The sequence below is a fragment of the Vibrio sp. 10N.286.51.E5 genome (genome assembly GCF_041469125.1).
In the GTDB taxonomy this organism is placed as follows: domain Bacteria; phylum Pseudomonadota; class Gammaproteobacteria; order Enterobacterales; family Vibrionaceae; genus Vibrio; species Vibrio crassostreae_C.
In genome coordinates this window covers 129703-141092 of the sequence record NZ_JBFRJZ010000026.1, presented here as the reverse complement: position 1 = coordinate 141092, position 11390 = coordinate 129703, and the positions used below count along the sequence as shown (strand labels likewise).

Below are 11390 nucleotides of genomic sequence, written 5' to 3'. Positions count from 1 at the left end.
CGCGCCACTATTTAGGGTTTCTTTTATGAACCCCTGATATTGGGAATACCGATATCGAAAACTGCGCGTCCTTAGCTCAGCTGGATAGAGTACCTGGCTACGAACCAGGCGGTCGGAGGTTCGAATCCTCCAGGACGCGCCACTCTTTAGGGTTTCCTTGTGAACTCCTGATATTGGAAATACTGATATCGAAAACCGTGCGTCCTTAGCTCAGCTGGATAGAGTACCTGGCTACGAACCAGGCGGTCGGAGGTTCGAATCCTCCAGGACGCGCCACTATTTAGGGCTTTTTTCTTATAAGAATGAAATCCTTATATTGATCTCTTGTTAGTAACAATGAATTGATATTAAAACCGTGCGCTCTTAGCTCAGCTGGATAGAGTACCTGGCTACGAACCAGGCGGTCGGAGGTTCGAATCCTCCAGAGCGCGCCACATTATTAGAAAAAGCCTCGTTTATACGAGGCTTTTTTTATGTCTGCTGCAAATTTGTTGCGACAGTGTTAAATTTGTTAGTTGTTTAACTTGTTGTATTTAAAGTAGTTCTTGATTGCTTCTTTGTTATTCCACCTTTCTCATATCAATTCCCAGAAAAGCCCCGTTTAAGTCACAGTTTAAATATCTAAAAATGACGTATTTGACAGATTTATGTGATCTGATAGGCGAATAATTAACCTTATGTGTGCGTTATCCGTAACAGAACCTTAAACAAAATTGACAAACTTTTACCAATCGAGATAATCCATGGGTCGGGATCACTATTCGCTGAAATCCTGTACGTATGTCAGGATGACGAAGAAAGGAAGCAACATGACTAATATTGGAAGCCTGCTAGGAGATGCGGCGACTCTAATGATAACGGGGATGTCCGTTGTCTTTATTTTCCTAACTATTCTAGTTTACCTCGTTCGGTTGATGTCAAAACTGGTACCAGAAGAAGTACCAGAGCCGATCGCAGCACCTAAAAAAATTCAAAAATCACAATCAAACCCTTCAGCTGTTAGTCCACAGGTAGTGGCAGCAATTTCGGCCGCGGTTCATCAATACCGTGCGTCTACTGCTAAGTAGCATTTAAAGGATTAAAAAGGAGTTTATGAGCATGTCTAAACCACTAGCTATCACAGATGTGGTACTTCGTGACGCGCACCAGTCACTATTTGCTACTCGTATGCGTATCGAAGATATGCTGCCAATTGCGGCAGAACTGGATAAAGTCGGTTACTGGTCTCTAGAGACTTGGGGCGGCGCGACATTTGATTCGTGTATCCGTTTTCTTGGAGAAGATCCATGGGAGCGTTTACGTGAACTTAAAAAAGCGATGCCAAACACACCAATGCAGATGCTACTGCGTGGTCAAAACCTGTTGGGTTACCGTCACTACGCGGATGATGTAGTAGAAAAATTTGTTGAACGTGCCCATAAAAACGGCATGGACGTATTCCGTATCTTTGATGCGATGAATGACGTACGTAACTTTGAAAAAGCAGTGAAAGCAACGATCGACGTTGGTGGCCACGCTCAAGGTACGTTGTCTTACACAACCAGTCCGGTTCACAACTCAGATACTTGGGTTGATTTGGCCAAACGCCTAGAGGACCTAGGTTGTCACTCACTATGTATCAAAGATATGTCAGGTTTATTAAAGCCGTATGAAGCAGAAGAGCTGATTACACGTATCAAAGCATCGTGTGACGTTCCTCTAGCACTGCATAGCCACGCGACAACTGGTCTATCGACTGCAACAGCGGTTAAAGCCGTTGAAGCGGGTATCGACATTCTAGATACCGCTATTTCTTCAATGAGCTGTACTTACGGTCATACGCCAACCGAAACGGTTGTTGCGATGTTAGAAGGTACAGAGCGCGACACGAATCTTAAACTAGACCAAATCGAACCCATCGCGGCTTACTTCCGTGATGTACGTAAAAAGTACGCGAAATGGGAAGGTCAGCTAAAAGGTGTCGATTCTCGCATCTTAATCGCTCAAGTTCCTGGCGGAATGTTAACTAACATGGAAGGCCAGCTTAAAGAGCAAGGCGCCGCCGATCGCATGGATGAAGTTCTAGAAGAGATCCCACGCGTACGTAAAGAGCTTGGTTACATTCCTTTAGTAACACCAACTTCTCAGATTGTCGGTACTCAAGCGGTTATTAACGTCTTAACGGGCGAACGCTATAAGAGCATCACGAAAGAGACTGCTGGTCTACTGAAAGGTGAATACGGTCAAGCTCCTGCTGAAGTGGATGCTGAACTGCAAGCGAAAGTTCTAGACGGTGCAGAGCCGATTACTTGTCGTCCTGCTGATTTACTTAAGTCTGAAATGGATACGTTAACGACGGATCTGTTAGAGAAAGCGAAATCAGAGGGTATCTCTCTAGCTGAAGATACGGTTGATGATGTACTGACTTACGCGCTCTTCCCACAAGTGGGTCTTAAGTTCCTTAAGAACCGTCGTAATCCTGAAGCATTTGAACCTGCACCAACGCTAGAAGTTGCGGCTCCAGTTGCTGCAGCTCCTGTACAAGCTTCTGGTGGTATTGAAAGCTACAGCGTGAAGGTTGATGGCCAGGTTTACGATGTTGAAGTTGGCCCTCAAGGTGAACTGACATCGGTATCTCCATCAGCGAAACCAGCACAAGCGTCTCAAGCAGCACCTGCTGCGGCTTCTGATGCAGAAGCAGTTCCAGCTCCATTAGCAGGCAACATCTTCAAAGTGATCGTTCAGCCTGGTGCTGAAGTGGCTGAAGGCGATGTGCTACTGATCTTGGAAGCGATGAAGATGGAAACGGAAGTTCGTGCTGCTCGTGGTGGTATCGTTCAAGAATTGAATGTTAAAGAAGGCGATGCAGTTACTGTAGGCGCTCCACTACTAAGCTTAGCGTAAGGGAGTACCATGGAAGGATTGATGACCTTATGGTCTGAAACAGGGATTGCGAACTTTGAGTTCGGCCAGATCTGTATGATGCTGGTTGGTTGCTTACTGTTGTTTTTGGCAATTCGTAAAGGATTTGAACCGTTACTTCTACTGCCTATTGGTTTTGGTGCTGTATTAGCAAACATTCCAAATGCTGGGTTTACTGATCCAGGTGGTTTGCTCTACTACGTCTACTACATTGGTATTGAGACAGGTATTTTCCCACTGCTGATCTTTATGGGTGTTGGTGCGATGACGGACTTCGGTGCGTTGATTGCGAACCCTAAAACGTTGTGGCTAGGGGCTGCGGCTCAGTTTGGTATCTTCGCGACGCTATTTGGCGCGATCTTGCTGAACTACGTTCCAGGAATGGAGTTCTCGATGGCCGATGCTTCGTCAATTGCGATCATTGGTGGTGCCGATGGCCCAACTGCGATCTTCTTGGCAAGCAAGTTATCTCCGGATCTTTTAGGTGCCATTGCAGTAGCGGCTTATAGCTACATGGCTTTGGTTCCTATCATTCAGCCACCAATCATGAAAGCGTTAACGTCTCCTGAAGAGCGCAAAATTAAGATGGCTCAACTTCGTCACGTTAGCAAAGCCGAGAAGATTCTTTTCCCGCTTGCTGTACTACTGATGACGATTTTGTTCCTACCTTCAGCAACACCTCTAGTTGGTATGTTCTGTTTGGGTAACTTAATGCGTGAAGCGGGTGTGGTTGATCGCCTTTCAAAAACAGCTCAAAACGAACTGATTAACGTTGTAACTATTTTCCTAGGTCTAGGGGTTGGTTCTAAGCTTCAAGCGGATACGTTCTTGAACTTAGAAACACTGGGTATTCTAGGTTTAGGTGCGGTCGCGTTCAGTATCGGTACGGCGGGTGGTGTATTGATGGCTAAGGTGTTGAACCGATTCTCGAAAGAGGACATCAACCCACTGATTGGCGCAGCTGGCGTATCGGCGGTTCCAATGGCGGCACGTGTTGTGAACAAGGTTGGTCTTGAGGCAAACCCTCAGAACTTCTTGTTGATGCATGCAATGGGCCCGAACGTAGCCGGTGTACTTGGTAGTGCGGTTGCGGCGGGTATTCTATTAGCTCTCGTGGGCTAGTGGATTTGCTGGGTCATGTATCGTTACGTTAATTGGTCGTCAATTTACGAATGAGCGGTTAACTTAGCCTTATTAAATGGTTTATAGTCAAAGGGATGCTTTCGCATCCCTTTCTTTTTATTAATTAGGGTGCTTGCTCACTAGGGCTTTTATCAATCAAGGAAATGTGGAAATGGAAAATAAACAGATTGCGATTACTCAATTCGGCGGCGTCGAAAACCTAAGTATTCAAACCAGTGCGATCCCTGAGCCTAAGACTGGAGAAGTGGTGGTTAAAGTTTCCTTTTCAGGCATTAATCCGATTGATGTCAAAACCCGAGCGGGTCTTGGTTGGGCGGCAGCACAAAACAAAGATAACCTGCCTTGGGTGCCTGGCTACGATATTTCAGGGCAAATTGTCTCGCTAGGCGAACAGGCTGAACGCTTTACTGTTGGTGATAACGTGGCTGGCTTTATTGGTTTTCCACTGCAAGGTGGCGGTTACAGCCAATATGTGTGTGTTCCAGAAGCTGCATTAAGTATGGTTCCTGATTCTGTCACTCTAGAAGCGGCAGCTGCATTACCACTTGCGAGTCAAACAGCGGCACAAGCGCTCAACAAAGCCGAAGTGAAAGAAGGCGACCGCGTGCTTATTTTAGCGGGCGCGGGCGGCGTTGGTCACCTTGCGGTTCAAATTGCAGTGGCAGCAAAAGCTGAGGTTTACACAACCTGCAGCGAAGCCAATCTTGATTACCTTGCGACGCTAGGTGCTCACGCGATTAACTATAAGTTTGCGCCAGCATCAGAAAGAGTATCTGATGTCGATGTGTTGATTGATTTGGTCGGTGGCGATACCGCGCTTGATGCATTGAAGTGCCTAAAAGATGGCGCGCGAGTAGTGACAGTACCGACTCTATCTGCAGAACTTATCTGTGAGAAAGCAACACTATTAGGTTTTACTGCATCAGGCATGCTGGTTGAACCAAACCCTGAGCAAATGGACACCATGCTTTACATGGTCAGTGTCGGATTGCTCAAAACAGAAATTCAAGGTATCTACCAGTTAGACGAGGCGCAGTCGGCGCACCTGCAGGTTGAAACCGGACACACCAGAGGCAAGGTGCTACTTAAAATGCAAGAAAGTTGATAGGCAGTGTTAGAATTTTTTAACTCCCTTTTTGAAAATATCGCGCTGTGGTTCTCGGACTCGGCGCTGTGGGTACTCTTCATCAGTGGCTTCTTGAGTGCCACGTTACTACCCGGTGGTTCAGAAGCTAGCCTTGTGGCTGCATTGAGCTTAGATCAGTTTTCAACCTCATCGATCATTCTAGTGGCGACATTAGGCAATACCTTAGGCGGCCTGACTAACTATTGGATTGGTTTGTGGTTGCCTAATCGAACTCAATCTGAAAAGCATGGTCATAAGGCTATGGCTTGGCTGAGTCGCTATGGCTACTGGACACTGTTATTTAGTTGGTTACCGATCATTGGTGACCCTTTGTGTCTCGCTGCGGGTTGGCTAAGAATGAAATTCATCCCTAGCGTTATTTTGATAGCGATTGGCAAAGCCGCTCGCTATAGCTTACTTGCTGCTATCTACTTCGGTTTTTTCTAAGGAGAACCTATGAAAAAGGTTTTACTTGGTACATTTTCTCTTATCGCCATTGCAGGCTGTTCTTACAATGTACCTAGCTCAACGCCCTTCTTTTCCTCGTTACCTGAAGGTGTCACTCTGTTAGAAGAGGTAAAGCCCTCTAAAGATAAAGTGGTGATTCCTTACACCAAGTATCAGCTTGAAAACGGCCTGACAGTTATTCTTTCCCCTGATGATTCCGATCCGTTGGTGCATGTTGATGTGACTTATCACGTCGGTTCAGCACGTGAAGAGATAGGCAAGTCGGGCTTTGCTCACTTCTTTGAGCACATGATGTTCCAGGGTTCAGAGAACGTTGGTGACCAACAGCACTTTAAGATCATTACCGAAGCGGGTGGCTCGTTAAACGGCACGACCAACCGTGACCGCACCAACTATTTTGAAACTGTTCCTTCTAACCAACTTGAGAAAATGTTGTGGTTAGAATCAGACCGAATGGGCTTCTTGTTGGATGCTGTTTCTCAGAAGAAATTTGAGGTTCAAAGAGGCACGGTCAAGAACGAGCGAGCGCAGAGCTACGAAAATCGTCCTTACGGCTTGATGTGGGAACGCATGGGCGAAGCGCTTTACCCTGAAGGTCACCCTTACTCTTGGCAACCAATCGGCTATGTTGAAGATCTTGACCGTGTTGACGTGAATGATCTTAAAGCGTTCTTCCTGCGTTGGTACGGCCCAAACAATGCCGTGTTAACGATTGGTGGTGATATCGACGTTGATGACACGCTAGAATGGGTTAACAAGTACTTTGGTTCAATTCCTCAAGGCCCTGAAGTGAAGGCGGCAGAGAAGCAACCTGCTGTTCTAACAGAAGATAAATACATCACCTTAGAAGACAATATTCGTCAGCCGATGGTGCTGGTGGGGTGGCCAACAACGTATCGCGGTGAAGAGACGCAAGCTTCACTGAATGCATTGTCTAACGTGTTAGGTTCAGGTACCAACAGTTACCTATATCAAAACCTCGTAAAAACGCAGAAGGCCGTCAGCGCTGGCTCTTTCCATGATTGTGCTGAGTTGGCGTGTACCATGTACGTGTATGCAATGGGCAACTCAGGTGAAAAAGGCGATTTGACGGTTCTCAATAAAGAGCTGATGGATACCCTGGAGCAATTCTCGAAAGAGGGCGTTGAGCAAGAGCGTTTAGACCAGATCACTGGCATGGCCGAAGCGAATGCTGTTTTTGCATTGCAAAGCGTTAAAGGTAAGGTGTCGCAACTCGCGTCGAACCAAACCTTCTATGGTCAGCCTGATCGCATTGAATCACAACTCGATCAAATCCGAGCGGTGACGCCTGAGAGCGTGAGCAAGGCATACCAAGATTTCATCGAAGGTAAGCACAAGGTTACCTTGAGTGTGGTTCCTAAGAAAAAGCTCGATTTGGCGGTTCGTGAAGCGACCTTTACCACGCCACCACGTACGTTGCCGGAATACAGCAAGGTGACGGAAGATCAACTGGATTTCAGAAAGGCACCGGATACCTTTGATCGCAGTGTGATGCCAGAAGTGAACTTTGGTGTTGAGGCGACCATGCCTGAGTTGTACCGCATGCACTTTGCAAATGGCACTGACTTAATTGGTACCGTGACCAGTGAAACTCCGACAGTACAGCTGCAAATTCAATTGCCTGCAGGCGAACGCTATGTTCGCAAAGGGCAAGAAGGCCTAGCGAACCTAACGGCTTCGATGATGGAAGAAGGCTCAACTAAACGAACCGTTGAAGAGTTACAAGCGACCTTAGATAAACTTGGTAGCAGCGTGAGCATTAGTGCGGGCAGCTACACCACAGATATTTCAGTCTCGACGCTAGAGAAAAACTTGCCTCAAACCTTAGCGATTGTGCAAGAGGTTCTATTCGATCCTAAGTTCGATGAGCAAGATTTTGAGCGCGTTAAGAAACAGATGCTAGAAGGCGTTGTGTATCAGCATCAGCAGCCAAGCTGGATGGCTTCTCAAGCAACCCGTGAAGTGCTGTTTGGTGACAGTATTTTTGCTCGTGCAAGTGATGGTACTAAGGAATCTCTATCGAAATTGACCTTAGACGATGTGAAAAAATTCTATGCGCAACATTACACACCAGAAGGTGCCAATATTGTTGTGGTGGGAGACATCTCGAAGAAAGAGGTAGGGAAACAGCTACAATTCTTTGAAGAGTGGCAAGGCGATGCGGCACCATTAACGCGTCCACAGATCGTTAAAGAGCTTTCTGGTCAGCACCTGTACTTAGTTGATAAACCGGGTGCGCCGCAAAGCATTGTTCGCTTGGTTCGTAAGGGCCTGCCGTTTGATGCGACGGGCGAATTGTATTTGAGCCAGTTAGCTAACTTTAACTTAGCGGGCAACTTCAATAGCCGTATCAACCAGAACCTACGTGAAGACAAAGCCTACACTTACGGTGCAAGCGGTTACTTCGCAAGTACTCGTGAAACTGGCGCAGTGGTATTTAGCGCGCAGGTAAGGGCGAATGCGACGGTTCCATCGATTCAAGAGTTTATTAATGAGCTGAATGAGTTTAGCCAAAGTGGATTAACTGACGAAGAGGTGAAATTTATGCGCCTTGCCGTCGGTCAACAAGATGCACTTAAATACGAAACGCCAAGTCAAAAGGCGGGGTTGTTGAGTAATATTGTTGCATTGAGCCTTGATGAAGATTACCTACAACAGCGTAATCAGATAGTTGAAACGGTTTCAAAAGAGACCTTAAACGAGCTATCTAAGAAATGGTTTGACCCGAATGATTATCAAATAATCGTTGTTGGTGACGCGACTTCGCTTCGCCCGCAATTAGAAAAGTTAGATATTCCAATAGAAGAGCTTGAAATCATTCGTTAGAGTACACATTAAAGGGGGAGGGAAGAGACTCTACTTTTCTCTTCCAACCTAATTTATGATAGTTCTAATCAGAACAATATAAGATAAGTGAACTGAATTTTGACTGATTTTGCTGCGCGACTAAAGCAAGTTGCAACCAACCCTAAGACCTTCTCTCAATTTGGTCGTGGTGTTGAAAGGGAAACATTACGCTACACGGAAGATGGGCACCTTGCTACTGGGCCGCACCCTGAGGCTTTGGGATCTGCGTTGATGAACGAATGGGTAACGACCGATTTCTCTGAGTCGCTACTGGAATTTATCACGCCTGTTTCTAACGACGTTCCGACGCTTTTGAATCAGTTGTCTGATATCCATCACTTCACGCAAGCCAAGTTAGACGGCGAAAAACTATGGCCGCTTTCTATGCCTTGTTACGTTGGCAGTGAAGATTACATTCAGCTAGCGCAATACGGCACCTCGAATAACGGTAAGATGAAGACCTTATATCGTGAAGGCCTAAAACGTCGTTACGGTAGCCTGATGCAGATTATCTCTGGTGTTCACTTCAACTTCTCTTTCCCAGAAAGCTTTTGGGATAGCCTGTTTGGAGAGCAAACTGAAGAAGCGCGTTGTGAATCTAAGTCAGATGCTTACTTCGGTTTGATTCGTAACTACTACCGCTTTGGTTGGTTAATCCCATACTTCTTCGGTGCTTCACCTGCGCTATGTTCTTCTTTCATCAAAGGAAGAGAAACAAACCTACCTTTTGAAAAGGTTGGTGAGACATTGTATCTGCCAAAAGCAACGGCGCTGCGCCTGAGTGATCTTGGTTACACGAACAGTGCGCAAAGTGTATTGAAGATTGGCTTCAACAGCCTAGGTCAGTACCTTGAAGGTTTGAATCAAGCGATTCGTACGCCATCAGAAGAATTCGCCGAAATTGGCACTAAGGTTGATGGTGAATACCGTCAGCTAAATAGCAACGTACTGCAAATTGAGAATGAGCTTTACGCTCCAATCCGTCCTAAGCGTGTCGCGAAAAGTGGTGAGAAGCCATCTGAAGCGTTGGCTCGCGGCGGTGTTGAGTACATCGAGGTGCGTTCTCTCGATGTAAACCCATTCAGCTCAATCGGTATCACCGAACAGCAAGTTCGCTTCTTGGATCTATTCCTAACGTGGAGTGTACTAACAGACTCTGCTGAGATGGATAACTGCGAACTTGAGTGCTGGCGCGACAACTGGAACAAGGTGATCTTAGAAGGTCGTCAAGCTGGTCTAGAGCTGCAAATTGGTTGTCATGGCGAGCGCTTGTCTCTGCAAGATTGGGCGAAGCGTGTCTTCAAAGATCTGCGCTCTATTGCCGAGATGATGGACGCTGAACAAGGTGGTCGTGCATACCAAGAAACATGCGATACGCTTGAGGCTTGGATTGATAACCCTGAGCTAACTATTTCTGGCCAGTTGCTAGAAGAGACCAAAAAATTGGGCGGCTTAGGTAAAGTGGGTTGCGCGTTAGGTAAAACGTACGCTCAGCAACACAAAGCGCACCAATACAAAGTATATTCAGCTGAGTTGATGGAAGCAGAAGTTCAACGTTCTGTGATTGCTCAGCAACAAAGTGAAGAAGCAAGCACTCAAGATTTTGATAGCTTCTTAGCGGATTATTTTTCGTATTTAAAAGCATAGCGAGACTTTGGTGGAAAGGAAGCAAGCCTTATTAGGTCAGCCTACTCGAGTGAGTAGTAAATGGTTACCTGTAGTGACTGTTGGTGTTGTCTCTAGCCTGTTGGTTGGATGTGCAACGCCACCGCCAAAGCAGCAAGATAATTTGTGTAGCATCTTTCGAGAGCACCCTTCATGGTATGAAGATGCCTTGGATATGCAAGAAGAATGGGGAACGCCGATTAACGTTGCGATGGCTTTTGTGAAACAAGAGAGTAGCTATCGTCATGATGCGCGCCCACCTAAAGATTACATTCTTGGCTTTATACCGTGGGGGCGTGTAAGCAGTGCCTACGGTTATGCACAAGCTCAAGATCCTGCTTGGGAAGACTTCCAAAAGGCGACCAATAACGGTGGTTCAAGAACCAACTTTGATGATGCATTGATGTTCATCGGTTGGTATACCAGCGAGACGCGTCGTCAATTGGGCATCTCACTATGGGACCCATATAACCAATACCTGGCTTATCATGAAGGCCGTGGTGGCTATAAGCGCAAGTCATACAACAGCAAGCCATCGCTAATTAAGGTGGCGCGCAAAGTCGAACAGCAAGCAAAAGATTATGGATGGCAGCTGAAACAGTGCCGCAAAGAACTAGAAGACAATCGAAGCTGGTTTTTCTAAAGCCAGCCGTCATGGAGAAGAGCAATGCCTTTATTAGATAGTTTCACTGTTGATCACACACGCATGAACGCACCTGCCGTTCGTGTTGCTAAAACAATGCAAACCCCAAAAGGGGATACCATCACTGTGTTTGACCTGCGTTTTACTGCGCCAAACAAAGACATCCTATCTGAGAAAGGTATCCATACTCTAGAGCACCTATATGCTGGTTTCATGCGTAATCAATTGAACGGTTCAGATGTAGAGATCATCGATATCTCACCGATGGGCTGTCGCACTGGTTTCTACATGAGCCTGATTGGTACGCCTACAGAACAACAAGTGGCTGACGGTTGGTTGGCAGCGATGCACGACGTACTGAAAGTTGAGAACCAGAATAAGATCCCTGAGCTGAACGAATACCAATGTGGTACCGCGGCAATGCACTCTTTGGATGAAGCGAAAGAGATCGCGAATGCGATCATCGCTGCAGGCATCTCTGTAAACAAGAATGATGAACTGGCACTGCCAGAGTCTATGCTGCAAGAGCTTAAGATCGACTAGTCATTGATAGCTACCCTAGATAGGGCGAGTTAG

Annotated in this window: 9 protein-coding genes and 3 tRNA genes; all 12 read left to right on the top strand. The window is 46.4% G+C overall.

Translation table 11 applies throughout. The features are described 5' to 3' along the window. The first annotated feature begins 65 nt into the window (after positions 1 to 65). The 12 genes from AB4161_RS10295 (at position 66) to luxS (ending at position 11357) form a co-directional block, all read left to right on the top strand. Positions 66 to 142 (top strand) — tRNA-Arg (locus AB4161_RS10295). Between the two features lie 57 nt (positions 143 to 199). After that, positions 200 to 276, top strand: a tRNA-Arg gene (locus AB4161_RS10290). Between the two features lie 81 nt (positions 277 to 357). Further along, positions 358 to 434, top strand: a tRNA-Arg gene (locus AB4161_RS10285). A gap of 375 nt (positions 435 to 809) precedes the next feature. Then, positions 810 to 1067, top strand: coding sequence for an oxaloacetate decarboxylase subunit gamma (locus tag AB4161_RS10280; protein WP_004741884.1), 258 nt, complete (start codon positions 810 to 812; stop codon positions 1065 to 1067). A gap of 31 nt (positions 1068 to 1098) precedes the next feature. Continuing rightward, the gene (gene oadA / locus AB4161_RS10275) at positions 1099 to 2883 is read left to right on the top strand and encodes a sodium-extruding oxaloacetate decarboxylase subunit alpha (protein ID WP_017068868.1); all 1785 of its coding nucleotides are present in this window, start codon (positions 1099 to 1101) and stop codon (positions 2881 to 2883) included. A 9-nt stretch (positions 2884 to 2892) separates the two neighbouring features. Beyond that, positions 2893 to 4023 (top strand): sodium ion-translocating decarboxylase subunit beta, encoded by a 1131-nt coding sequence (locus AB4161_RS10270; protein ID WP_019825842.1) that lies wholly within the window; start codon positions 2893 to 2895, stop codon positions 4021 to 4023. A gap of 172 nt (positions 4024 to 4195) precedes the next feature. Beyond that, complete coding sequence (locus AB4161_RS10265; protein ID WP_372083300.1) at positions 4196 to 5149, top strand: NADP-dependent oxidoreductase; 954 nt, start codon at positions 4196 to 4198, stop codon at positions 5147 to 5149. Positions 5150 to 5155: 6 nt separating this feature from the next. Next, a complete protein-coding gene (locus AB4161_RS10260; protein WP_017059555.1) occupies positions 5156 to 5617 on the top strand; it encodes a YqaA family protein in 462 nt (153 codons plus the stop codon). 9 nt (positions 5618 to 5626) lie between these two features. Next, positions 5627 to 8485 (top strand): M16 family metallopeptidase, encoded by a 2859-nt coding sequence (locus tag AB4161_RS10255; RefSeq protein ID WP_372083299.1) that lies wholly within the window; start codon positions 5627 to 5629, stop codon positions 8483 to 8485. 99 nt (positions 8486 to 8584) lie between these two features. Further along, positions 8585 to 10153, top strand: a complete 1569-nt coding sequence (gene gshA / locus AB4161_RS10250) for a glutamate--cysteine ligase (protein ID WP_372083298.1) — start codon at positions 8585 to 8587, stop codon at positions 10151 to 10153. 10 nt (positions 10154 to 10163) lie between these two features. Then, positions 10164 to 10814, top strand: a complete 651-nt coding sequence (locus AB4161_RS10245; protein ID WP_017629422.1) for a hypothetical protein — start codon at positions 10164 to 10166, stop codon at positions 10812 to 10814. Positions 10815 to 10838: 24 nt separating this feature from the next. Beyond that, positions 10839 to 11357, top strand: a complete 519-nt coding sequence (gene luxS, locus AB4161_RS10240) for an S-ribosylhomocysteine lyase (protein WP_372083297.1) — start codon at positions 10839 to 10841, stop codon at positions 11355 to 11357. Positions 11358 to 11390: the final 33 nt, after the last annotated feature.

Coding starts and splice junctions, on each gene's coding strand:
- AB4161_RS10280 (WP_004741884.1), top strand. CDS start 810: ATGACTAATATTGGAAGCCTGCTAGGAGATGCGGCGACTCTAATGATA.
- oadA (WP_017068868.1), top strand. CDS start 1,099: ATGTCTAAACCACTAGCTATCACAGATGTGGTACTTCGTGACGCGCAC.
- AB4161_RS10270 (WP_019825842.1), top strand. CDS start 2,893: ATGGAAGGATTGATGACCTTATGGTCTGAAACAGGGATTGCGAACTTT.
- AB4161_RS10265 (WP_372083300.1), top strand. CDS start 4,196: ATGGAAAATAAACAGATTGCGATTACTCAATTCGGCGGCGTCGAAAAC.
- AB4161_RS10255 (WP_372083299.1), top strand. CDS start 5,627: ATGAAAAAGGTTTTACTTGGTACATTTTCTCTTATCGCCATTGCAGGC.
- luxS (WP_372083297.1), top strand. CDS start 10,839: ATGCCTTTATTAGATAGTTTCACTGTTGATCACACACGCATGAACGCA.